22 protein-coding genes and 4 tRNA genes are annotated in these 24,088 nt (G+C 58.4%); 5 read left to right on the top strand and 21 right to left on the bottom strand.

What is annotated here, in order from left to right:
- Positions 1–23 precede the first annotated feature (23 nt).
- Genes yigB through lptM form a run of 5 tightly spaced genes read right to left on the bottom strand, consistent with a single transcriptional unit; the run spans position 24 to position 3,406 of the window.
- Entirely contained in the window at positions 24–740 is a 717-nt protein-coding gene (gene yigB, locus MKS11_RS24025; protein WP_004886786.1) for a 5-amino-6-(5-phospho-D-ribitylamino)uracil phosphatase YigB, read from the bottom strand.
- Complete coding sequence (xerC, locus tag MKS11_RS24020) at positions 740–1,642, bottom strand: tyrosine recombinase XerC (protein ID WP_087771341.1); 903 nt, start codon at positions 1,640–1,642, stop codon at positions 740–742. Before xerC ends, yigB begins: the two co-directional genes overlap by 1 nt.
- Positions 1,639–2,346, bottom strand: a complete 708-nt coding sequence (locus MKS11_RS24015; RefSeq protein ID WP_004886790.1) for a DUF484 domain-containing protein — start codon at positions 2,344–2,346, stop codon at positions 1,639–1,641. The genes xerC and MKS11_RS24015 overlap by 4 nt, the downstream gene beginning before the upstream one ends.
- On the bottom strand, positions 2,343–3,167 hold the full coding sequence (gene dapF, locus MKS11_RS24010) for a diaminopimelate epimerase (protein WP_002883394.1): 825 nt from the start codon (positions 3,165–3,167) through the stop codon (positions 2,343–2,345). The genes MKS11_RS24015 and dapF overlap by 4 nt, the downstream gene beginning before the upstream one ends.
- A gap of 35 nt (positions 3,168–3,202) precedes the next feature.
- Complete coding sequence (gene lptM, locus MKS11_RS24005; protein WP_004886794.1) at positions 3,203–3,406, bottom strand: LPS translocon maturation chaperone LptM; 204 nt, start codon at positions 3,404–3,406, stop codon at positions 3,203–3,205.
- Between the two features lie 146 nt (positions 3,407–3,552).
- Here lptM and cyaY point away from each other — a divergent pair, with 146 nt between their 5' ends.
- A complete protein-coding gene (gene cyaY / locus MKS11_RS24000) occupies positions 3,553–3,873 on the top strand; it encodes an iron donor protein CyaY (protein ID WP_004886799.1) in 321 nt (106 codons plus the stop codon).
- 48 nt (positions 3,874–3,921) lie between these two features.
- On the opposite strand, the gene cyaA is transcribed toward cyaY, so the two are convergent.
- Entirely contained in the window at positions 3,922–6,474 is a 2,553-nt protein-coding gene (gene cyaA, locus MKS11_RS23995) for a class I adenylate cyclase (protein ID WP_025999157.1), read from the bottom strand.
- A gap of 357 nt (positions 6,475–6,831) precedes the next feature.
- On the opposite strand from cyaA, the gene hemC reads away from it, so the two are divergent.
- Genes hemC through hemY form a run of 4 tightly spaced genes read left to right on the top strand, consistent with a single transcriptional unit; the run spans position 6,832 to position 10,922 of the window.
- Positions 6,832–7,773, top strand: a complete 942-nt coding sequence (hemC, locus tag MKS11_RS23990) for a hydroxymethylbilane synthase (protein WP_004886804.1) — start codon at positions 6,832–6,834, stop codon at positions 7,771–7,773.
- Complete coding sequence (gene hemD, locus MKS11_RS23985) at positions 7,770–8,510, top strand: uroporphyrinogen-III synthase (RefSeq protein ID WP_004886806.1); 741 nt, start codon at positions 7,770–7,772, stop codon at positions 8,508–8,510. Before hemC ends, hemD begins: the two co-directional genes overlap by 4 nt.
- A gap of 21 nt (positions 8,511–8,531) precedes the next feature.
- Positions 8,532–9,722, top strand: coding sequence for a uroporphyrinogen-III C-methyltransferase (gene hemX, locus MKS11_RS23980; protein ID WP_087771340.1), 1,191 nt, complete (start codon positions 8,532–8,534; stop codon positions 9,720–9,722).
- A gap of 3 nt (positions 9,723–9,725) precedes the next feature.
- Positions 9,726–10,922 (top strand): protoheme IX biogenesis protein HemY, encoded by a 1,197-nt coding sequence (hemY, locus tag MKS11_RS23975; RefSeq protein ID WP_004886811.1) that lies wholly within the window; start codon positions 9,726–9,728, stop codon positions 10,920–10,922.
- Positions 10,923–11,383: 461 nt separating this feature from the next.
- On the opposite strand, the gene MKS11_RS23970 is transcribed toward hemY, so the two are convergent.
- From MKS11_RS23970 to wecB, 15 genes are all read right to left on the bottom strand, one after another.
- A tRNA-Pro gene (locus MKS11_RS23970) sits at positions 11,384–11,460 on the bottom strand.
- 42 nt (positions 11,461–11,502) lie between these two features.
- Positions 11,503–11,589 (bottom strand) — tRNA-Leu (locus tag MKS11_RS23965).
- Between the two features lie 23 nt (positions 11,590–11,612).
- A tRNA-His gene (locus MKS11_RS23960) sits at positions 11,613–11,688 on the bottom strand.
- 55 nt (positions 11,689–11,743) lie between these two features.
- A tRNA-Arg gene (locus tag MKS11_RS23955) sits at positions 11,744–11,820 on the bottom strand.
- Positions 11,821–11,922: 102 nt separating this feature from the next.
- Positions 11,923–13,308, bottom strand: a complete 1,386-nt coding sequence (gene thrP, locus MKS11_RS23950; RefSeq protein ID WP_004886813.1) for a bifunctional threonine/serine APC transporter ThrP — start codon at positions 13,306–13,308, stop codon at positions 11,923–11,925.
- Positions 13,309–13,513: 205 nt separating this feature from the next.
- The gene (wecG, locus tag MKS11_RS23945; RefSeq protein WP_004886818.1) at positions 13,514–14,254 is read right to left on the bottom strand and encodes a lipopolysaccharide N-acetylmannosaminouronosyltransferase; all 741 of its coding nucleotides are present in this window, start codon (positions 14,252–14,254) and stop codon (positions 13,514–13,516) included.
- Positions 14,255–14,265: 11 nt separating this feature from the next.
- A complete protein-coding gene (wzyE, locus tag MKS11_RS23940; RefSeq protein WP_017899404.1) occupies positions 14,266–15,612 on the bottom strand; it encodes an ECA oligosaccharide polymerase in 1,347 nt (448 codons plus the stop codon).
- Complete coding sequence (locus MKS11_RS23935) at positions 15,609–16,685, bottom strand: TDP-N-acetylfucosamine:lipid II N-acetylfucosaminyltransferase (protein ID WP_087771339.1); 1,077 nt, start codon at positions 16,683–16,685, stop codon at positions 15,609–15,611. Before MKS11_RS23935 ends, wzyE begins: the two co-directional genes overlap by 4 nt.
- Entirely contained in the window at positions 16,682–17,932 is a 1,251-nt protein-coding gene (wzxE, locus tag MKS11_RS23930; protein ID WP_004886828.1) for a lipid III flippase WzxE, read from the bottom strand. The genes MKS11_RS23935 and wzxE overlap by 4 nt, the downstream gene beginning before the upstream one ends.
- A gap of 1 nt (position 17,933) precedes the next feature.
- Entirely contained in the window at positions 17,934–19,064 is a 1,131-nt protein-coding gene (rffA, locus tag MKS11_RS23925) for a dTDP-4-amino-4,6-dideoxygalactose transaminase (RefSeq protein ID WP_284109725.1), read from the bottom strand.
- A 4-nt stretch (positions 19,065–19,068) separates the two neighbouring features.
- Positions 19,069–19,743 carry a dTDP-4-amino-4,6-dideoxy-D-galactose acyltransferase gene (gene rffC / locus MKS11_RS23920; RefSeq protein WP_043521019.1) on the bottom strand — a complete coding sequence of 225 codons (675 nt, stop codon included), beginning with the start codon at positions 19,741–19,743 and terminating at the stop codon, positions 19,069–19,071.
- On the bottom strand, positions 19,721–20,602 hold the full coding sequence (gene rfbA, locus MKS11_RS23915) for a glucose-1-phosphate thymidylyltransferase RfbA (protein WP_004886836.1): 882 nt from the start codon (positions 20,600–20,602) through the stop codon (positions 19,721–19,723). The genes rffC and rfbA overlap by 23 nt, the downstream gene beginning before the upstream one ends.
- An 18-nt stretch (positions 20,603–20,620) precedes the next feature.
- Positions 20,621–21,688 carry a dTDP-glucose 4,6-dehydratase gene (rffG, locus tag MKS11_RS23910; RefSeq protein WP_087771338.1) on the bottom strand — a complete coding sequence of 356 codons (1,068 nt, stop codon included), beginning with the start codon at positions 21,686–21,688 and terminating at the stop codon, positions 20,621–20,623.
- A complete protein-coding gene (wecC, locus tag MKS11_RS23905) occupies positions 21,685–22,947 on the bottom strand; it encodes a UDP-N-acetyl-D-mannosamine dehydrogenase (protein ID WP_048293967.1) in 1,263 nt (420 codons plus the stop codon). Before wecC ends, rffG begins: the two co-directional genes overlap by 4 nt.
- Positions 22,944–24,074, bottom strand: a complete 1,131-nt coding sequence (gene wecB, locus MKS11_RS23900) for a non-hydrolyzing UDP-N-acetylglucosamine 2-epimerase (protein WP_072061006.1) — start codon at positions 24,072–24,074, stop codon at positions 22,944–22,946. The genes wecC and wecB overlap by 4 nt, the downstream gene beginning before the upstream one ends.
- Between the last annotated feature and the right edge of the window lie 14 nt (positions 24,075–24,088).

The following is a 24,088-nucleotide window of genomic DNA, read 5'->3' as shown; positions in this document are numbered from 1 at the left end:
AATATATACAGAGTAACTGGTGATTATATCAGCGAGGTCAGAGATGCCAACCGTGAAATTTCAATATGCGGCAGCAGGCGGCTGTCCGCGGTGTGCATCAGGTCCGCGCCTTGCGGTTTGATCCAGCAGGCCTGCATGCCACAGCGCAGCGATCCGGCGACGTCAGTGGTCAGGTCATCGCCGACGTGCAGAATATGCCCGAGCGGTAAGTTCAGGCGCTCCGCCGCCAGATGGTACATGTCGGCAAACGGCTTGGAGCGGCCATCCGGCCCGGCGCGCAGCACAAAGCGGAAATAGTCGCTCAGGCCGAACAACTCTGGTCGGGCGTTGCCGTTGGTAATCGCCACCAGCGGCCACTTCTCCGCCAGCTTCGCCAGCGTATCGTGGGTCTCCTGCGGGACATCGACGCGGCTGCGCCACTGGGCGAAGTGTTCCATCGCCGCATCGGCCCCCGCTTTCGCCTCGTCGGCGGAGAGTCCGGCGTTACGCATGCCTAACTCCAGCGCACGGTGGCGCCAGACGGTCACGTCGTGATAGATCTCAGGCTCGGATGCCAACAGCGTCTGGCGCAGCTGATTAAGCTCATGGGCGTCGAACTGGCTGAGCGACGGATGGTAGCTGCGTACAAAAGCCAGCGACTCGTGCATCGTCCGGTCAATGACCGGGCGGTTATCATAAAGGGTATCGTCCAGGTCAAACGTCAGCGCGGAAATCTGGCCCAGAGGTCGGTAAAAACGCATTATTTCCCCCGTTTTGCGCGCGGATGCGCGGCATCGTACACCGAGGCAAGGTGTTGAAAGTCGAGATGGGTATAGATTTGGGTGGTGGAGAGGTTAGCATGACCCAACAGCTCCTGCACACCGCGCAGATCGCCGCTGGACTCCAGCATATGGGTGGCAAAGGAGTGGCGAAGCTTGTGCGGATGCACATGGCTGTTCAGTCCCTGCTTAATGCCCCACTCGGCGAACCGCTTCTGTACGTTGCGCGCCGAAATTCGCTTGCCCAGTTTCGACAAAAACAGCGCGTCGTCGTCAGTACCGAACAGGCCGCGTAAATCCAGCCAGTGCTCAATCCACATCACGGCGTTGCGACCGATCGGCAAGCGGCGCTCTTTGCTGCCTTTGCCCATCACCCAGACCTCGCCGCTTTCGAGATCGAGATGTTTGATATCAAGGTTGACCAGCTCGGACAAACGCAGCCCCGCGCCGTACATCACCTCCAGCATCGCCCGGTCGCGCACCGCCAGCGGATCGTTGAGATCAATATCCAGCAGCCGATTGATGTCATCGACATCGATATTTTTTGGCAGGTGACGGGGAATTTTCGGCGCGGCAATCCCTTTCGCCGGATTGGCGCTGAGCTCGCCCTGGCCGACCAGCCAGTCGAAGAAACTGCGCAGCGCCGACAGGCGAAGCGCCAGGCTTGCCGGGCCTAATCCCGCGCGGCGACTGCGCACCGCAAAACTTCGCACCTGAGCGGCATCGCACTGCGACCAGCTTTTCAGACCCGCCTCATCCGCCAGGGCAATCAGCGCGTCCAGCTGTCGCTGGTAATTCAGTAACGTGATCGGGCTGAGCTGGCGTTCAACGCCAAGGTGGCGCAGAAAGCGGGCGACGGCGGAGAAGAGAGGAGAATCGGTCATGCGCGTTCAATCCAGCGCTCCAGCAGGCCGGGCAGCATCTGGGCGATCTCCTGCAGCAGCTGCGTCCCCTGTCCTGGCTGATAATGCTGCGCATCGCGGCTGCTAAAGAGCATCACGCCAGGGGCATTATCGCCGCCCAGCAGCGACATCGCCACTGACCCAATGGCTTTCGCCTCCGGCAATACCACCAGCAGCTCCGGACCGTTCAGCGGCCCAAGGTAGTGGCGCGCCTGGCCCAGACGCTGAATACGGATCGGCTCAAACGCCTGCCGGCTTAACGCCAGGTGGGTAAACTTCGAAGGCGCGCCCAGGCGCCAGCTGTCAGGGAACAGGCGCACCGTGGCGCCCGCCAGCCCCAGCTCGCGCGCCCAGCGGTGAAGGCGGTTAAGCATATCGTCGAGGCTCTCCGCCGCCGCCAGCCGCGTTTGCAGCTGCAGCAGGCGCTGGAACAGGCTTTCATTGGCTACCGCCTGCTCCATCAGCAGCGACATATTCTCTTCCAGCACATGGATATGGTTACGCGCCCGCATCATGTGCCACTCCACCAGCGAAATCGTACCGCGCACCGGATGCGGGACGCGGAGATGTTCGACCTGGGCGGCATTACGAATAAAAAATTCAGGATTTTGCAACAGATAGTCCACCACTGCACGATCGTTCAATGCGCTGGCGACCTCCTGCTGTTCTTCCCCGATTGGTTTCATAAATGAATAAATCCATCATAGACATGGGCCGCCGGGCCGGTCATAAACAGCGGCTGGCCCGGGCCTTTCCAGGCGATATCAAGACGACCGCCGGGTAATTCCACACGTACCGTTTCAGCGAGCAACCCCTGCTGGATCCCCACCGCCACCGCGGCGCAAGCGCCGCTGCCACAGGCCTGGGTTTCCCCCGCGCCGCGTTCGTAGACGCGCAGACGAATATGGGACCGGCCGACCACCTGCATAAAACCGATATTCGCGCGCTCCGGAAAACGCTCATGGCTTTCCATCACCGGGCCGAGGGTTTCCACCGCCGCCGTATCCACATCATCCACCTGGATAACGCAGTGCGGGTTCCCCATGGACACCACGCCGCACAATACTGTCTGCTCGGCGGCACGCATGATATAGGTCTTTTCCGCTTTGTTGGCGCGGAACGGCACCTGGGAGGGCTCGAAGTTGGGCTCGCCCATATTCACCCGCACCAGATCGTCTTCCGTTACGCTTAATACCATACGGCCGTTGGCCGTACTCACGCGGATATCACGTTTATTGGTCAGGCCTTTCAGCCGGACGAAACGCGCGAAACAGCGCGCGCCGTTGCCGCACTGCGACACTTCGCTACCGTCGGCATTAAAGATCCGGTAATGGAAATCCAGATCCGGATCGTAGGGCGGCTCCACCACCAACAGCTGATCGAACCCGACGCCAAGGTGGCGATCCGCCAGGCGGCGAATCAGCTCCGGCGAGAAAAAAACATTCTGCGTTACCGCGTCAACGACCATAAAATCGTTGCCAAGGCCATGCATTTTAGAGAACTGCATTATCTACTCCAGTTGCGCGGAACAGAACGTTATCGTTAGTAATTGACCTGGCTCGGACCACCAGTATCGCCACGATCGTTACGATCCGGCGTTGAGCTCTGAATGCCCGGGTTAACCGGTTTGGTCGGCGGCGGCGCAGTTTTATCAGCCGGCGGGAAATAGAGAGGCCCTTTCAGACCGCAGCCGGTCAGGCTGAAGATCGCAAACAAAACGGCAAGCGTAGGAAAAACGTTTTTCATTGATAGTTGCCCGTGATTCATTCTTTCTGCTTTCTATCATCGCAGGAGAAGACGTAAAAGCAAGCCTTTAGCATCCGACTGCGCGCGCTTTTGTTTCGCGCTATACTGCGACCCATCTTCAAAAATCAAAAAAGCAGAATAAAATTATGAACGACAGTGAATTCCATCGCCTGGCCGATAGCCTGTGGATGACCATCGAAGAACGCCTGGATGACTGGGACGGCGATAGCGACATCGACTGCGAAATCAACGGCGGCGTGCTGACCATTAGCTTTGAAAACGGCAGCAAAATCATTATTAACCGTCAGGAGCCGCTGCACCAGGTGTGGCTGGCCACCAAACAGGGCGGCTACCATTTCGATCTCAAAGGCGACGAGTGGATCTGCGATCGCAGCGGTGAAACCTTCTGGGATCTGCTGGAGCAGGCGGCGAGCCAGCAGGCCGGTGAGACGGTGAGATTCCGTTAATGACATGTTTCCCGGATGACGGCGCATTGCGCCTTTTCCGGGCCAAATCTACGAGTAGCGCTGCTGCAGCACCGGCGAGGCGGTAACGTCCTGGCTGGTGGGTATCGCGGCGGCAATCGCCTGGGTGCGGAAAGGGATCACCTGGGTGCGCCCGTCCACCTCGACAATCTGATAGAACTGCGGCAGGTTGAAGTTGATAAAACTGGAGCCGTAGGTAAAACGATCGTGCGATGACGAATAGAAGCGGCTGACGTCGCGCACCAGCTCCTCTTTGCTGCCCTCGCAGTGGTGATAGACCTCAGCGCGGTTGCTCTCATCGAGAATATAGATGTTAAAGCCGCTGTCGTTGTTATCCGCGTCTTCAAAGAAGAACTGGATAATCCCTTCGCTGGCGAATCCGTCCACTACCGCCGGCAGCTTAACGTGATTGGTTTCCACCTGCACCGACAGGCCATGGAGCTTGTTGTGCGAGATAGCGCCGTAGAACTCAATGGCGTTTTCCAGCTTCTGCACCGAAACATTGAGACGCTCGAAGAACAGTCCCCAGGTCTGGCCGGAGACGCGCAGCGCTTTAAAGCGCCCGGTATCCTGACGGGTACTGGAGAGACGCAGTTCGATGCACTCGGAGATCATCTGCTGTACGCGGGTGCGGATCAGGCCGCGCAGATGCTGGCTATAGCAGAAGACCTCCACGCTGTCCGGCGGCGCGGCATCCTGATGCATTTTACCAAGGATCGTTTTCAGCGCTTCAATCATCGCCTGCTCGCCGTTGAAATGCAGCGTACGCACTTCATTCCACGAGTTGCGATACAGCAGGTCGACGCTGCCGATCAGACATTTTTGCTCTTCGCCGAAGCTGAAGACATCGAGCTTACGGAAATCGAAGTGCACCACCTGATTGCGGAAGGCCGCCGTCGGGTCATATTCGAGGTTGACGATAATCGCCAGGTGGCGAATTTCGCACGGGCTGTATAGCGCTTTTGGCGTGGGCGCCGGCAGGCGCAGCGGGAAGTGGTGCGACACATCGGCCACCATCTCCTGCAGCTTCGCCAGATCGACGATGCCGTTGCCCTTAATAAACAGGCGGGTGCGTGAGGTCAGCAGGCCGTTAAACCAGGCCCAGGCCACCAGCTTATTAAGATAACGGTTATATTCCAGCGGCTGATGGCTGATGATCGATTCCATATCCGGCGCGCGGTTATACAGATACCAACCGGTACGGTTGGCGCGACCCGGCGGCACGTGGATAAAGGTCAGATTCGGTTCCGACAGATCCGGCGAAATTTGCGGGTTCACCAGCGTCACTTTGCCCGGCAGCGCTTCAAAGGCCGCATACAGCTTACGCGTCAGCACGCCGATATCCTGCGGACTGGCGGAGACGCTGAGGTTATTGCGCCGTGCGAAACGGATCAGATTACGATAGCTCTGCATCATCGCATCGAGCAGTTCGTTGTGCGCCTTGCGCACTTCATCAATTTTCCAGTTCGCCCGGTTGTCGAGCATCATCAGACGCTTTTCATCCCAGCCCCACGCGTTGACCAGCTGGCTGACGACTTCGCGACGCCAGCCGACGCAGGCGCGCTCGCGGCTGAGTTTTTCGCACACTTTCAGGTAGAAGCAGCGGCGCACCAGGTCGAGACGAGTTTCATCGTCAATGGCCTGGAGGTAGGTGGTCACGCGCTCCAGCATCATGCAGTAGGGGTCGAGTCCGAAGGAGACGATCTCGCCGTCGTGCAGGCGCTGTTTGATATCTTTCGCCAGCAGGCGGTTGTTGGGGTATTCCCAGGAGTAGGCTTCCAGCAGCAGCGTTTTCAGCACCGCTTTATAGGGCGAGTCGATACTCTTATACAGCTGCCACAGGCTGGCGCCGAAGTACTCTTCCGCCGACAGTGAACTGAGGCCGCCGAGATCGAGCCACTCGTTTGGCGTCAGCACGCCCTGGGCATACAGCCCCATGACGTAATCGTCGTAATGCTCTTCTTCATCGCACGGCACCATATTCCACAGAATACGCTTGCCGGCGAGACGCACCGCGGTGCGGTAGAACTCATCGAGCAGTAAAATATGCTGGGTCGAACCGCAGTCTTCGCCGCCGAGACTGCCGCTTTCGTTATGGCGGAAGCGGTTTTCGTCGATCAGGAAGAAGCTGACTTCCACGCCGAGCGAGGCCGCCCAGCTCTCAAGCAGGCTGCATTTTCGCTGCAGCAGCTGGCGCTCTTCGCTATCCAGCCAGGCCTGGTGACATACCCAGATATCAAGATCGGAAGAACAGCTCTGGCCGACGGAGGAGGTACTGCCCATCGAGTAGACGCCGGTGATCGGCAGCTCGCCTTTTGGCGGCTCCTGGGTCTGCATGCCGCGATGCAGTTCCAGTTCTTCAAGATAGTGGCGTTGGGTTTCATCAGGCGTGTAGAGGCAAATGCCACGGGGAACGTTACCGTCAAGGTAACCCGGCATCAGCGGGTGATGATAATGTAATAACGTTGGCAGTAGACTGTAAACCTGCTGGAAAGCGGGTCCCATGGCAGCAAGCGCGCGATCCACGCGCAATTGGTTGATGGCATCCAGTCTCTGTTTCAGTGTCTCAATATAGAGGTACAAGACATATCGCCTGATGTTCAAAAACCCGAGGTACAATAGTACGGAGGATTTCAGTATTTCAACAAAAACCGTCACCATTCGTCGTCGGTGTGGTTGTGATGAGCAGCGGACGGACAAATGGTTTAAAACGTGATCAATTTAACACCTTGCTCATTGACCGTAAAGAAAGATGCGCTACATACAAGTGTAGCACCGTTTATTACCTGTAAATTCCTCACTACGCCTCCGGCAACCGCCACGCGCATGAAAGGTTAAAAAAGAGTGGGCCGGAGCTATCTCCCACATAAACCGTGAAAACTAACATCCGTAAGACAACAATGTTAGGATGGTTAGTGGTCGACAATGACGGTAACAAGCATGTTAGACAAAGTTTTGAAAATTGCCACACGGCAAAGCCCACTTGCGCTATGGCAGGCGCAATATGTTAAAGCGCGCCTGGAACACGCGCATCCCGGACTGAAGGTCGAGCTGGTGCCGATGGTCACTCGCGGGGATGTCATCCTTGATACTCCGCTGGCAAAGGTGGGTGGCAAGGGCTTATTTGTGAAAGAGTTAGAGCTTGCCATGCTCGAAGGGCGCGCCGATATCGCCGTTCATTCGATGAAAGATGTGCCGGTGGAATTCCCGGAGGGTCTGGGGCTGGTGACTATCTGCGAGCGCGACGATCCGCGCGACGCGTTTGTCTCCAATCACTATGCCTCGATTGATGAACTCCCGGCCGGCAGCGTCGTTGGCACATCAAGTTTACGCCGTCAGTGCCAGCTGGCCGCCACTCGTCCGGACCTGGTGATCCGCTCTCTGCGCGGTAACGTCGGTACCCGGCTGAGTAAGCTGGATAACGGCGAGTATGACGCCATCATCCTCGCCGCCGCCGGCCTGAAGCGCCTGCAGCTCGAGGCGAGAATTCGCCAGCCGCTGTCGCCGGAGCAATCCCTGCCGGCGGTCGGCCAGGGTGCGGTCGGCATCGAATGCCGTCTCGACGATGCATGGACCCAGGGGCTGCTAGCGCCTCTCAACCATACGGAAACGGCAGTGCGCGTGCGCGCCGAGCGAGCGATGAACACTCGTCTCGAAGGCGGCTGCCAGGTGCCGATTGGCAGCTATGCGGAACTCGTCAACGGCGAACTGTGGCTGCGGGCGCTGGTTGGCGCCCCGGATGGTTCGCAGATGGTACGCGGCGAACGGCGCGGGCCAGCAGAGCAGGCCGAAGCGCTCGGCATCTCGCTGGCGGAAGAGCTCCTGGATAACGGCGCGCGCGACATTCTCGCGGCAGTTTATGATGGAGAAGCCCCACGATGAGCATCCTGGTCACTCGTCCATTACCGCAAGGAGAAGCGCTGGTCAGCCGTCTGCGGGCCATGGGACGCGTGGCCTGGGGCTTTCCGCTGATAGAATTTACGCCTGGCCGGGAGCTTCCCGCGCTGGGCGACGCGCTTGCCCGCCTCGGGCCTGACGATCTGCTGTTTGCGCTGTCCCAGCATGCGGTGGAGTTCGCCCATGCCCGCCTGCAGCAACAGGGGCTGCCCTGGCCCACTTCCCCACGCTATTTTGCCATTGGCCGCACGACGGCGCTGGCCCTGCATACGGTCAGCGGGCAGCATATCCATTACCCGTTAGATCGGGAAATCAGCGAAGTCTTGCTACAATTACCTGAATTACAAAACATTGCCGGTAAAAATGCGCTGATCTTACGCGGCAATGGCGGGCGGGAACTCTTAGGCGCGACGCTGACCGAGCGCGGCGCCAGGGTCACATTTTGTGAATGTTATCAACGTAGTGCAAAGCATTACGATGGCGCAGAAGAAGCGATGCGCTGGCAATCTCGCGGGGTCACCACGCTGGTGGTCACCAGCGGCGAGATGCTGCAGCAGCTATGGTCGTTAATACCGCAATGGTATCGCGAACGGTGGCTCCTGCACTGCCGCGTTGTCGTTGTCAGCGAACGTCTGGCCCTTCAGGCCCGGGAGCTGGGCTGGCAGAAGATTCAGGTTGCCGATAGCGCCGACAACGATGCGCTGCTACGCGCATTACAATAACTCTCAACATTGGAAGCCATAATGACGGAACAACAAAATCAATCCGCCGTGGTTGAAGAGACCAGGGAGGCCGTGGAGACCACACCACAGCCAGAGAACACTGATAAGAAGAAGGCTGGCAACAAAACCAGCCTGGCGCTCAGCGCGATCGCTATCGCCATTGCGATAGCCGCCGGTATCGGTCTGTATGGCCTGAACAAACAGCAGGCCTCGCGTCAAAACGAAACCACCTCTGAATTATCAAGCCAGGTCGCGGCGCTGCAAAAAGCGCAGGAGAGCCAAAAAAGCGAACTGGAAGGCATTATCAAACAGCAGGTTGACCAGCTAAACGAAGCCAAACGCCAGCAGGAGACGCTGGCCAAACAGCTGGACGAAGTCCAGCAAAAAGTGGCGGTCATTTCCGGTAGCGACGCCAAAACCTGGCTGCTGGCCCAGGCCGACTTCCTCGTCAAGCTGGCGGGACGTAAGCTGTGGAGCGATCAGGATGTCACCACCGCCGCCGCGCTGCTGAAAAGCGCCGACGCCAGTCTCGCCGACATGAATGACCCGAGCCTGATCGGCGCCCGCCGGGCGATTACCGACGACATCGCCACTCTCTCCGCGGTGAACCAGGTGGACTACGACGGCATGATCCTCAAGGTTAATCAGCTGGCGAACCAAATCGATAACCTGCGGCTGGCGGATAATAACGATGACGATTCGCCGATGGATTCTGATAGCGATGAGCTCTCCAGCTCCATCAGCGAATGGCGCATCAATCTGCAGAAAAGCTGGCAGAATTTTATGGACAGCTTTATCACCGTGCGCCGCCGCGATGAAACGGCGGTCCCGCTGCTGGCGCCGAATCAGGATATCTATCTGCGGGAAAATATTCGCTCTCGCCTGCTGGTCGCCGCGCAGGCGGTGCCGCGCCATCAGGAAGAGACCTGGAAACAATCGCTGGATAACGTCTCGACCTGGGTACGCGCCTATTACGATACCGATGACGCCACCACTAAAGCCTTTCTTGAAGAGGTGGATAAACTCAGTCAGCAAAGCATTACCATGACGGTGCCGGAGACGCTGCAGAGCCAGGCGTTGCTGGAAAAACTGATGCAGACCCGGGTGCGTAATCTGATGGCGCAGCCTGCCGTTTCCGCGGGCGGCGCGCCCGCACCTGCACCGTCTGCACCTGCTGCACCGGCCGCCCCCGCTGCGCCGCAAGGAGAGTAACGCATGCTGAAAATTCTTTTACTCTTCGCACTGTTGATCGCCGGGATCGTGCTTGGCCCGATGATCGCCGGCCATCAGGGCTACGTCCTGATCCAGACTGATAACTACAATATCGAGACCAGCGTGACCGGGCTGGTGATTATCCTGATCCTCGCCATGGTGGTGCTGTTCGCAATTGAATGGCTGCTGCGCCGCATTTTCCGCACCGGGGCGCATACGCGCGGCTGGTTTGTCGGCCGTAAACGCCGTCGCGCGCGTAAGCAAACCGAGCAGGCGCTGCTTAAGCTGGCGGAAGGTGATTACCAGCAGGTTGAGAAGCTGATGGCGAAAAACGCCGATCACGCCGAACAGCCGGTGGTGAACTATCTGCTGGCGGCGGAAGCGGCCCAGCAGCGCGGCGATGAAGCGCGGGCTAACCAGCATCTGGAGCGCGCCACAGAACTGGCGGGCGATGATCTGATCCCGGTGGAAATCACCCGCGTTCGCCTGCAGCTGGCGCGCAATGAAAATCACGCCGCGCGCCATGGCATCGATAAGCTGCTGGAGATCACCCCGCGTCATCCGGAAGTGCTGCGCCTCGCCGAACAGGCTTATACCCGCACCGGCGCCTGGCAGTCGCTGCTGGATATCATTCCGTCGATGGCGAAAGCTAACGTCGGCGATGAAGAGCACCGCGCCGCGCTGGAACAGCTGGCGTGGGTTGGCCTGATGGACAAAGCGCTGGCCGATGGCGGCAGCGAGGGGCTGCGTGAATGGTGGCGCAACCAGAGCCGTAAAACGCGGGCGCTGGTGCCGCTGCAGGTGGCGATGGCCGAGCGCCTCATCGAGAGCGACGATCACGATACCGCGCAGCAAATTATCATTGATGGTCTGAAGAAACAGTATGACGATCGTCTGGTGATGCCGATCCCGCGCCTGAAGACCAATAACCCGGAACAGCTGGAGAAAGTACTGCGCCAACAGATCAAAGCCGTTGGCGACCGTCCGCTGCTGTGGAGCACCCTGGGCCAGTCGCTGATGCGGCACGGTGAATGGCAGGAGGCCAGCATCGCCTTCCGCGCCGCGCTTAAGCAGCGTCCGGATGCCTTTGATTACGCCTGGCTGGCCGATGCCCTGGATCGCCTGCATCAGCCGGAGGAAGCGGCCACCATGCGCCGCGATGGCCTGCTGCTGACGCTGCAGAATAACCCTCAGCAATAACCTGGTCTGGCTATCGCCTCCTGCGGGGCGATAGCGCTTCTCCCCCGCCTTCGCGTTGACGATCCCCTGAAAGAAAAAAACGCCTGCGCTGAAATCAGGGCAGGCGTTAAAACAGGTCTGTTTGACAACAAATTGGGTGCTTCACTCAACGTAATGTCCATGGTGTTTGATGAGGCATAAATGCGACATCTGTCAGTGGACGATAAGCACCGTAAGAACGGCTCTGCATCATTCCGGAGTTTATGAGGCACGAAGGCGAACATAAGAGATGGAATGAGCATCTACCCGGTTATTATCGCACAGGATCCGGGGAAATTGCATCTACCACAGTGATGAATTGAGAGTTTTCCTGACGCGTATTCTTAAGCAAAGAGAAGATTTTTTATCAGCAAGATCAGGGGAATAAGTCATGGCAGGAAGTAACAGAAAACAAAAAACCCCGCCGAAGCGGGGTTCAAAATTGGTCGGCGAGAGAGGATTCGAACCTCCGACCCACTGGTCCCAAACCAGTTGCGCTACCAAGCTGCGCTACTCGCCGAAATACTGCTTTTTGAATTTTTAGTTCAATTCGTTAAAGTCGTGGTGCGAGGGGGGGGACTTGAACCCCCACGTCCGTAAGAACACTAACACCTGAAGCTAGCGCGTCTACCAATTCCGCCACCTTCGCAAATTCACAACTCTATCAAATAATGGGGTGGCTAATGGGATTCGAACCCACGACAACTGGAATCACAATCCAGGGCTCTACCAACTGAGCTATAGCCACCACTGCAAACCTCTTACGCGGTATTAAAACCACCGCAGCTCCAGCACCGGGTTAATGGTGCGCCCGACAGGATTCGAACCTGAGACCTCTGCCTCCGGAGGGCAGCGCTCTATCCAGCTGAGCTACGGGCGCTTAGCGCCGTTGCGGGGTCGGATAATACGGACTTCCTCCCCCGCTGTCTAGTGCCTTTTTAAAGAAAATTATCGTTTGCTCATGCTTTGTTCGTTTTGACGCTTATTCAGCCGGATTATTGATTTGTCCCTGTCTTCCGAGGCCAAACACCTTATAAATCAGGGTAACGGCAGCAAGGAAAATAATACCGACAAAGAGCGACATCCGGGTTTCATCATTCAGCCCCATCCCGACCAGCACGCAGATCAGGAAAGCCATGGTGAAATAGTTGGCCCACGGAAACAGCAGCGAACGGAACGGATGGCTGGCTATCGCTGCCTGATGTACGCGACGGAAACGCAGCTGACTAATCAGGATCACAAACCACGGCACCATCCCCGGCAGGACGCTGGCGCTATAGACATAGACAAATACCCGCTGGGGATTAGGAATGATGTAATTCAGGCAGGAGCCTACCAGCAAGATCAGAATCGACAGCGCCACGCCGACGGCAGGAACGCCGTTGCGCGATACCTTACCGATCGCCGCCGGCAGCTGACGGTTCTTCGCCAGGGCGTACAGCATACGTCCGCAGCTGTACATCCCGCTGTTGCAGCCGGAAAGCGCCGCCGTCAGCACCACGAAGTTGATAATCCCCGCCGCGGCGGTAATACCGATTTTGGCAAACGTCAGTACGAACGGGCTGCCGTTGGAGCCGATTTGATCCCATGGGAAAATGGTGACGATAACGAAAATCGCGCCGACGTAGAAAATCAGGATCCGCCACAGCACTTTGCCCACCGCGCTGCGTAACGTGACCTGCGGATTTTTCGCTTCACCTGCGGTAATGCCGATGAGCTCCACGCCCTGATATGACGCGACCACGATACACAGCGCCGTCAGGAAGCCCTTCCAGCCGCCGGCAAAGAAACCGCCATGTTCGGTCAGGTTGCCAAAACCGATGGAGTGGCCGCCATTGCCAAAGCCGAAGAAAATGACGCCCAGGCCCACGACGATCATCACAATAATGGTGGTCACTTTAATCATGGCGAACCAGAACTCGATTTCACCGTACAGCCGGACCGCCGCGAGGTTTGCCAGCGCCACCAGCCCCACGGCAATTAATGCCGGTATCCACTGCGCCATCTCCGGGAACCAGAACTGCACATAGACGCCGATGGCGGTAATCTCCGAGATGCCCACCGCCATCCACATAAACCAGTACGACCACGCGGTCAGGTAGCCGAAGAAGGGGCTCATATAGCGATGCGCATACACCGCGAAAGAGCCGGTGACGGGCTCAAGGAACAGCATTTCGCCCATTGAGCGCATAATGAAAAAGACGAACAGGCCAGCGATAATGTACGCCAGCAGCACGGAAGGTCCAGCCCACTTCAGCGTACTGGCCGCCCCCATAAACAACCCCACGCCAATCGTCCCACCAAGGGCGATCAGTTCAATATGCCGGGCCTCCAGTCCACGCTGGAGCTCCGCTTTTTTCTCAGTCATATATCCTCTTGTGTTTGCCGTATTCCGGGTACTCCCGGTTATTGTTATTAACTGAACTCATAGCCTTGCCGACGCGCAGGTCTCCCCCGCGCGTATAAAGCCTGCGAATGGTTAATTAATTTTGCGGAAATGGCAAATAAAGTATCAGGCGAGTGAAGAGATTACACAGAATATGTATGCAAACTCGCCTGGTTGCAGTGGAATATCAGAGCTTACCGGAATAATGCCAACGTAAATAGCGCAGTAGGCGGAACTGTCTCTTGATGCGGCTCGGCTGTAAAAGCAGACGATAAAACCATTCCAGCCCCAGATCCTGCCAGAACTTCGGCGCCCGATGCACGTGCCCGGTGAAAACATCGTAAGTGCCGCCGACGCCCATATACAGCGCGTGCGGGTACAGACGCCGACAGTCGCGCATAAAGATCTCCTGACGCGGGGACCCCATGGCGACGGTGACGATTTTCGCCCCGCTGTCGCGAATGCGTTCGAATAATGCCTGGCGCTGTTCAGGAGCAAAATAGCCGTCCTGGGTGCCGACGATATTCACCTGCCAGCGCTGGCGCAGGCTGGACGCCGTCTGCGCCAGGACTTCAGGTTTACCGCCGACCAAAAACACCGGTGTGCCTTCAGCGCCGGCGCGCTGCATTAACGCTTCCCAGAGATCGGCCCCTGCCACGCGGGACACCTGGGCTTGCGGATATTTTTTACGCAGCGAACGCACCACGCTGATGCCATCCGCATATTTAAACTCCGCCGCCTCAATCAGCGCCCGCACCTCCGGGTTATCCTCTACGGCCAGCATTTTCTCGGCATTAATCGCCACCAGCGTCCCCTCGCGGAGAACGCCGTCGGCATACAAATAATCCAGAGCGTGCTGCATATCGCGCCAGCCTATGAGCTGCAGCCCTCTTAACAGGTACAACGGCGCGGAAATGGTCCCAGTCATGTCCATCCTTCTCAGACTTGCGGTTGCGAAAGCGGTTTTACGCGCTTATGAATCAGTCCCACGCTATCCAGGAACCAGTACAGCAGTTTCGCCGCCAGCAAGCAGATACCAAAGATCACGAGGAAAAACACCACGCGGGAGCCGAACGAATCCAAGCCCTCGCGCGCCAGCACTATCATGTTGAAGATAGCGCCGAAACAGAAACTGTGCAGGATAGCCGCTTTATAGCGATTGCTCTCCCGGTTGCCCAGCTCATACAGCCAGTCGAACCATTTAATAATCAACCCGACCGCCACGGCGCCCAGCGGCACAAACCAGACGCCGCCCATCACCACCAGCGAGCCAATCAGCGTCGGCGAAATCGCCAGCCCCGAATGGTTGTTTAATACTTCCCAGGTAAAGTAGTTGGCGGTATTGAGCACCATCGTCGGGCGACCGTGCCACATCCAGCTGGGGATAAAGACGTAGAAATCGCGGATCATCGGCGCCAGACCCTGAAAATCGATCTTGTCGTAGTTTTGCAGCAGCAGCGCCAGGTTCTCCCACGGCGAGAAGGTATCGCGTGTGAGATAGAGGAAGGTATAAAACGCTTCGTCGCCGCTGACGTTCATCCCGTAGCGCTTCAGCGCCAGCCAGAACATGCCGACGATGCCCAGCACGCCCGCCGCCGCCAGCATCCACAGGCTGATCCAACCGCGAATAATGCCGATAAACAGGAAGATGGCGAAGGCGATGATGATATTGGCGCGCGTCCCGCCGACGATAGCGTAGGTCAGCAAACCAAAGGCCACCGTGCTGACGAGGAAGAAGATCCACGCCTTATAATCCTGGCGCAGGAAATAGACCACCAGCATCGCCGGAATAAAGAAGTAGAAGAAGCGCTTCAACGCCACGCCGGAGACTTCAGCAGAGAAAATCTGGCTGTAGGAGTTGAGCTTAAACAGCAGGAAACCGTTGTGGGCGAAGAAGATGCCAACGCACAGCAGCGCCAGCCCCATCAAAATGCCCCACGCCAGATGGGTTTCTACCCGGTTCATGGTGAACAGCGGCCGACGCGCAACCTCACGCGATGCCGGACGCAGCCGCGTTTTATAGGTCACGTAGTAAATCGCGTAGAAGCACACCGCGATCAGCAGCGTCTGCAGCAAAATCTCCGGCGGCGCCACGCTGACGTCAAAGCGGAACACCAGAATACTGGTCAGCGGGAAACCGAAGAAGAAAGTCAGCAGAAACAGCAACGAGAAAAAGACGTTGAAGTTGAAGCGTACCCGGCGGAACTCAAACCAGGTGGCGGTAGCGATAAACAGCGTCGACAGCAGCCAGACTACCAGCAGCCCGCTAAATTGCATTAACGTCATGCCTGCCCCTCCGCCGCTAACCGTAGCGCCCGCTGCCAGCCCGTCAGATAGTTCGGCCGGAAGAAAGCGATACCCGACTTATCCACGCTCGCCAGTTGGCGCTGCGCTTCGCACACCACGCTGACGTCCAGCGCATCGCTGGTGAACAGCACCGGCACATGCTGCTCGGTCATATCCTGCCAGAACGGGTTTTCGCGGTTGAGCACGCAGGGAATGCCCGCCTGAATCAGCAGGCACAGGGTGCCGATCCCCTGCTGACGCGCGAACAGGAAATAGCCCAGATCGCAGCGGCGCAGCAGCGCCAGATAATCATGAAACTCCAGTTTCTCGCTGAGGATCTGCAGATGCTCACCGCTAAACAGCGCCGCCCCCGCCTCACGAACCTCATTGATATAGGCCTCGTTATTCGCCGGATAGCCCATCGGCACGATGACGTTTACCGTATCGCCAAACTGCTGATGAATAGCCTTCAGCGCGGCAATATGTTCATTGCTGCGATCCCCTGAGTTACCCACCAGAATGGTCAGCGTGTCGCCGCGCGGCGCGTTTTCGGCCAGGGTATTCAGCGCCGGATCCATACGGGTCGGGAAATAGAGCAGTTCGCCCGGGACGCGCGGATGACGGTTTGCGAACCAGCTCAGATCGCCGCGGGTGGCGAAAACGCGCCCTACCCGCCCCTGCGCCAGGCGGCGCAGCGGATAGAACAGGCGGAACTTCAGGCTGGTGGCGTTTTCGTACAGATCCGCCCCCCAGATATGCCAGTTAAACTGCGACGGGCGGATACCACCGCCCAACAGCGCCAGCCACAGGCCGGTATTGAACTGGCCGTGGAAGAAAAAGCGCTGCTGGCGGTTGGCTTTGGCTTGCGCAATCACCGCCTGCGCCAGCGACTTCTTCCCCGGATAGCAGGTGATGTCCAGCGCCGGATACCCATCACGCACGCTGGCCTCATCACCGACGATCATAAATCTCCTGGCCTGCGGATCGGCGGCCAGTTCGTCGTTAAAGAACCGCAGTACGGTCTGGTTATGATGCGGGATATCTGATCCCAGTACATGTATCAGTGCTGTCATGCCCGTTTACGCCAGAGTAAAAACACGCCACTACAAAGGGCGAAATAAACAATATAAGTGGCCATATACGCCTGCGCCGCGCCAACCGCGCCGTGCGCCGGTATAAGCCAGTGTGAGAATGCGGTCAGCAGTGTGAACTGGCTGATTTCCGTCAGAATATAAAAACGCAGCGACGCTTTGGCGATCACCAGATAGCCATAGACGTAGGCGCCTACTTTTAAAACGTCGCCCACCAGCTGCCAGGCGAACAGGTCACGCATCGCGGTAAAGCGATCGGAAAACAGCAGCCAGATGGCAAAATCGCGCAGCAGCCAGACCGTCAGGCTCGCCGCCGCCACTGCCGGCAGGACGAATTTCAGCGACTTGACTATCTCGCGGGTGATATCCGTTTTGGCGCTCAGCCGCGACAGCGTCGGCAGGAGATAGACGCTGAACGAGGCGGTAATAAACTGCAGATAGGCATCAGAGATGCTGCTCACCCCCTGCCAGATACCGACCGCCTCCCAGCCATAATGCGCCGCCAGCAGATTACGCATCATCACATAAGCCACCGGCAGGGTCACTGAGGTTATCAGCGCCATCAGGGTAAATTTCGATAGCTGTCCCGCCAGACCGTTATCCCAGCGCGGACGCAGGGCGCTCAGCGGGATATTACCCCGCCGCCAGAGCATAATACCCGCCGGAACCACCACCAGCGCCGGAACTAACGCCAGCCCCAGCAGCGCGCCCTGATAGCCGCCCAACACGTAGCAAGCATAGTAAGCCGCCACGCCGATCAGGCTCCCGGCAATCAGCGAGAAGGCGTTACCCGCCGCATCGCGAAAGCCTTTCATCAGCGCCAGCAGGAAGTTCGCCCAGGCGATCCCCATCTGTACCAGCGCCACCAGCCGTACCAGATTCTGATAATGAGTATGGCCGAACAGCCCCTGGCTTATCGGCGCCGCGGCCAGTAAAAACACCAGCGCCAGCAGTGTGGAAAAGCCAAGCACCATCGCCGACGAGGTGCCCACCACCTGCTTCAGGCGCGGGGGATCGTCGTGATGCTGCGCCACCAGCTTCGTGACGCCATTAAATATCCCGGCCCCGGCCAGCACGCCGAGTACGGTGACCAGTTGCCGGAAGTTACCGGCCTGGCCAACGCCCGCGGGCCCAAACGAGACGGCCAGCAGCTTGACGACCAACAGCCCGGCGCCGATTTTGACCAGCGTCGATGCCGCCGTCCACAATGAAGCTTTTGCTAACGACATATCAGGAGAAGTAGCTCAGCAGCGAGTTAATCACCGTCCGCTGGTTCACCACAGACAGATTGTAAAACAGCGGCAGGCGTACCAGGCGCTCGCTCTCCTGGGTGGTATAGCGGTCTTCACCGTGGAATTCGCCGAAGTGTTCGCCTGCCGGACAGCTGTGCAGAGGAATGTAATGGAATACCGCGAGGATCTCCGCCTCTTTCAGCCAGGCGATCAACCTGCTGCGATCCTCGATATCGCGCAGCTTAATGTAGAACATGTGCGCGTTTTGCCCGCAGTCGGCCGGGATCGTCGGCAGTTCGATACGTCCCCCGCGGGCCAGCGGCAGCAGGGCGTCATAGTAGTTCTGCCACAGCGCCAGGCGCTGTTGGTTGATGCGCTCCGCCGCTTCCAGCTGCGCCCACAGGTAGGCGGCCTGCAGGTCGGACATCAGATAGCTGGAGCCAATGTCCCGCCAGGTATATTTATCCACCAGGCCACGAAAGAACTGGCTGCGGTTGGTGCCTTTTTCGCGAATGATCTCCGCGCGCTCCACCAGCGTGCGATCGTTGATGAGCGTCGCCCCGCCCTCACCGCCAGCGGTGTAGTTTTTGGTTTCATGGAAGCTGAAGCAGCCGATATGGCCGATGGTGCCCAGCGCACGCCCCTTGTAGGTGGACATCACCCCCTGCGCGGCATCTTCCACCACGAACAGGTTGTACTTGTCGGCGATGGCCATGATGATATCCATCTCGCAAGCTACGCCGGCATAATGCACCGGGACGATCGCCCGGGTTTTATCGGTGATAGCGGCTTCGATTAACGTTTCATCGATATTCATCGTATCGCGACGGATATCAACGAAGACGATTTTCGCCCCGCGCAGCACAAAAGCATTGGCGGTGGAGACAAAGGTATAGCTGGGCATAATCACTTCGTCGCCCGGCTGGATATCCAGCAGCAGCGCGGCCATCTCCAGCGAAGCCGTGCAGGAAGGGGTTAGCAGGGCCTTTGCCGTGCCAAAACGCTGCTCCATCCACTGCTGGCAGCGGCGCGTAAAGCCGCCGTCGCCGCACAGCTTGCCGCTGTTCATCGCAGACTGCATGTAATCAAGCTCGGTTCCAACCACCGGCGGCGCGTTAAATGGGATCATGAGGTCACCTGTATAGCCAGTAGGCGGTGCTTTCCACATTAGCACCGCTGAGAATATAACGTTTAAGCGCGGCGGTGTTGCCCATCTGGGTCGCCACCCGCAGTGTAGAAAGTCCGCGCGAAGCGGCCCAGTACCGCGCCGCCTGCATCAGCTGCGCCCCGGCGCCGCGTCCGGCCAGCAGGCCGATACGCGCCTCGGTGGCATTGAGCTGGCGCAGGGAGACAAAGGCGCGAATATCGCCCTCAGGATGGCGGTAAATCAGGCACTGATGATCGAAGGTGCCGCGCACCGCATTTTCAATCCACTGGGCATAGAAGCGGCCGCTGGCATCGGCAGCGTACCAGGGCGCACGAAAGCGGCTCAGGGCAAAGGCCTGCGCCGCCAGCTCGCGCAGTGGCGCAATATCCGCCTCCACGGCGACGTCGGCGCCCGCATCCGCAGGGTTGCCCACCGGTAGCGCCAGATCGACCTCGCCTTCCACCAGCTGAAAACCCAGCTGCTGCAGCGCGTCGAGCCGGACGGTGTCGCTGGCGGCTACCTTCGCCTGCACCCGCGACCACCCCGCCAGCGCCTCAGGCGTCAGCAGCGGCGCACGCTCGTCAAAGTGAACGACGGCGCTGTTAACGGCAAAGAAGCGGTTCTCCCACTCCAGGGGATCAATACTGGCGCGGGCGGGCACGGAGCAGATCCAGCAGATATTGGCCGTAGCCGGTTTTTTCCAGCCGCTTCGCCGCGCGTTTGACGCCGTCGTCGTCCAGCCAGCCGTTGCGCCAGCCGATCTCTTCCAGACAGGCGATTTTAAAGCCCTGACGCTTCTCGACGGTCTGCACAAACATGCTGGCCTCGATCAAGCTATCGTGGGTGCCGGTATCCAGCCACGCAAAGCCGCGTCCAAGCAGTTCGACGGTTAATGCGCCATCTTCAAGGTACATCTGGTTGATGGAGGTGATTTCCAGTTCGCCGCGCTCGGATGGCTTGACCCGTTTGGCGTACTCCGCCACCTTGCCATCGTAGAAATAGAGACCGGTGACCGCCCAGTTCGACTTCGGCTGCTTCGGCTTCTCTTCCAGCGACAGCGCGCGGAAGTTGTCATCAAACTCCACCACGCCAAAGCGTTCAGGATCCATCACCTGATAGCCAAAAATCGTCGCCCCTTCCGTGCGGGCAGCCACGCTGCGCAGCTTGGGGCTGAAGCTCTGGCCGAAGAAGATGTTGTCACCTAACACCAGGCACGCCGGTTCACCGTTAAGAAAGGCTTCGCCGATGATAAACGCCTGGGCTAAACCATCCGGCGACGGCTGTACGGCATAGTGCAGCGCAATGCCAAACTCTGAACCATCGCCGAGCAGGCGCTGGAAATCGCGCAGATCGTCCGGCGTGGTGATGATCAGGATCTCACGGATCCCGGCCAGCATTAATACCGACAGCGGGTAGTAGATCATCGGCTTATCGTAGATCGGCAACAGCTGCTTCGACACGCCGCGGGTGATAGGATGCAGTCGCGTTCCGGACCCCCCCGCCAGAATAATACCTTTCATCATTCCCCCCAGAGATGATTAGCCTTGCAGCCCAAGACGCTCGCCCTGATAGCTACCGTCCTGAACCTGGCGCCACCATGTCTCGTTCGCCAGATACCACGCCACGGTCTTACGCATGCCGGAAGTGAAGGTCTCAGCCGGCGTCCAGCCCAGCTCACGGGCAATCTTCGAGGCATCAATGGCATAGCGCAGATCGTGGCCCGGGCGGTCGGCAACAAAGGCGATCAGGTCGCGATAGTGCGCCACGCCCTGCGGCTTATTCGGCGCCAGCGCTTCGAGCAATTCGCAAATGGTTTCCACCACCTCGATGTTTTTACGTTCGTTATGACCGCCGATATTGTAAGTCTCGCCCGGTTCGCCGCGGGTCGCCACCAGATATAGCGCCTTGGCGTGATCTTCCACGTACAGCCAGTCGCGGATCTGCTGTCCATTGCCATACACCGGCAGCGGCTTGCCCGCCAGCGCGTTGAGGATCGTCAGCGGGATCAGCTTCTCGGGGAAGTGATACGGGCCGTAGTTGTTCGAACAGTTGGTAATAAGCGTCGGCAGGCCATAGGTTCGCAGCCAGGCGCGCACCAGGTGGTCGCTGCTGGCTTTCGAGGCCGAATAGGGACTGCTTGGCGCATAGGGCGTAGTCTCGGTAAAGAAATCATCGCTGCCGTGCAGATCGCCATACACTTCATCGGTGGAGATGTGATGGAAGCGAAACGCCGATTTTTGCACCGTAGCCAGCGTATTCCACCAGCTACGGGCCGCCTCCAGCAGCGTATAGGTGCCCACGATATTGGTTTCAATAAACGCCGCCGGGCCGTCAATCGAACGATCGACATGGCTTTCCGCAGCCAGGTGCATCACTGTATCCGGTTGATACTGAACGAAAATACGATCAAGCTCGCCGCGGTCGCAAATATCCACCTGTTCAAAGGCGAAACGCGCATCCTGCGCCACCGTCGCCAGCGACATTAAATTGCCGGCGTAGGTCAGTTTATCCACCACCACCACGCGATCGGCGGTGTGCTGGATAATCTCCCGCACTACCGCCGAACCAATGAAGCCCGCGCCGCCGGTGACCAGAATGGTTCTCACCGCCACACTCCTTTGGTGTCGATGATATACGCCTGGGTGACGCTATCGCCGCTAACGGCTTTAAATTCATGGTGATCGACCAGCATCACCAGCACATCGGCGCTGGCCAGCGCCGCATCGAGGGTCGCCAGCGTACACAGACCGTCGAGCTTCTTCGGCAGCGCGTGAATGTTGGGCTCAACCACCTGCGTCGTGCCGCTGTGCCAGCGGGCAATCTGCGCGGCAATTTCCATTGCCGGGCTTTCGCGCAGGTCGTCAATATTCGGCTTAAAGGCGAGGCCAAAACAGGCAATGGTCAGTTCGCTGGCCCGTTTGTTGGTGGTATTCAGGCAGTCCGCTACCTGCGCTTTCACCTGTTCGATAACCCATTCCGGCTTGTGGTCGTTAACCTCACGGGCCGTGCGGATCAGACGCGCCTGCTGCGGGTTCTGCGCCACGATAAACCACGGGTCGACGGCGATACAGTGGCCGCCGACGCCCGGACCCGGCTGCAGGATATTCACCCGAGGATGACGGTTCGCCAGGCGGATCAGCTCCCAGACGTTAATGCCCTGGTCAGCGCAAATCAGCGACAGCTCGTTGGCAAAAGCGATGTTGACGTCGCGGAAGCTGTTTTCCGTCAGCTTGCACATCTCAGCGGTGCGCGAGTTGGTCACCACACATTCGCCTTCAAGGAAGATTTTATACAGCTCGCTGGCGCGAGCGGAGCAGACTGGCGACATGCCCCCGATAACGCGGTCGTTTTTAATCAGCTCGACCATCACCTGACCGGGCAATACCCGCTCCGGGCAGTAGGCGATATTCACGTCCGCCGCTTCACCCACCTGCTGGGGGAAGCTAAGATCCGGGCGCATCTCCGCCAGCCACTCAGCCATCTGTTCGGTCGACCCGACCGGCGAGGTGGACTCGAGGATCACCAGCGAACCTTTCTTTAACGTTGGCGCAATGGATTTTGCCGCCGACTCGACAAACACCATATCCGGCTCGTGGCGATCTTTAAACGGCGTCGGCACGGCAATCAGGTAGGCATCCGCTGCCACCGGGGTGGTGGTGGCGCTTAAATACCCCTGCTCGACCGCGGTCTTCACCACGCTCGCCAGATCCGGCTCCACGATATGAATCTCTCCACGGTTAATGGTCTCCACGGCATGTTGATTGACATCAACGCCGACCACCCGCTTCTGCCGGGAGGCGAACGCGGCAGCGGTTGGCAGCCCGATATAGCCAAGGCCAATCACTGAAATGGTAGAAAAACTCATAGCGTTACCTGATTATTTTTAAGTGCAGACAAAATTCGACGACATGCTTCGCCATCGCCATAAGGATTATGCGCGCGGCTCATCGCCTGGTATGCGGCATCATCCTCCAGCAGACGCGTCACTTCCGCGACGATGCGCTGGCTGTCAGTGCCCACCAGACACACGGTGCCGGCGGCCACCGCTTCCGGACGTTCGGTCATATCGCGCATGACCAGCACCGGTTTCCCCAGGGAAGGCGCCTCTTCCTGAATGCCACCGGAATCGGTCAGGATGAGCCAGGCCCGATCCATCAACCAGACGAACGGCAGGTAGTCCTGCGGTTCAATCAACATCACGTTGTCGATATGGCCGAGAATACGGTTCACCGGTTCGCTGACATTAGGATTCAGGTGAACCGGATAGACAATCTGCACCTCAGGGTGGGTATGGGCTATCTCCGCCAGCGCCTGGCAGATCTGCTCAAAACCGCGGCCGAAGCTTTCCCGCCGATGGCCGGTAACCAGAATCATTTTTTTACCGTGGCTAATGAAAGGGTAGCGCTGCAGCAAGGTCTCCCGTAGCGCTTCATCACCCAGAACCCGATCGCGCACCCAGAACAGAGCATCGATGACGGTATTACCGGTCACCGTGATGCGACTGTCGGCAATGTTCTCCCGCAGGAGATTCTGCCGCGAGGTTTCCGTAGGGGCGAAGTGGTACGTCGCCAGATGCCCGGTCAACGTACGGTTGCCCTCTTCCGGCCACGGCGAACTTAAATCGCCGGTCCGCAGACCCGCCTCTACATGGCCCACCGGTATGCGCTGGTAAAACGCCGCCAGGCTCGCCGCCATCGTAGTGGTGGTATCGCCATGCACCAGCACCACGTCGGGTTTAAACGACTCCAGGACCGGCTTCAGCCCCTCAAGAATACGGCAGGTGATCTCGGTGAGCCCCTGCCCCGGCTTCATGATGTTGAGATCGTAGTCCGGGGTGATGGAGAATAGTTTCAACACCTGATCGAGCATCTCCCGATGCTGCGCGGTCACGCATACTTTCGCCTCAAAATGAGGATCCTTTGCCAGCGCATGGACCAGAGGAGCCATCTTGATGGCTTCCGGCCTCGTGCCAAATACAGTTAGTACTTTCACATCGATTCTCTTCG

The sequence above is a fragment of the Klebsiella sp. K5-45 genome (genome assembly GCF_030128605.1).
In the GTDB taxonomy this organism is placed as follows: domain Bacteria; phylum Pseudomonadota; class Gammaproteobacteria; order Enterobacterales; family Enterobacteriaceae; genus Klebsiella; species Klebsiella quasipneumoniae.
The sequence above is the reverse complement of the archived record's forward strand: the minus strand, read 5'-3'. Positions and strand labels throughout refer to the sequence as shown.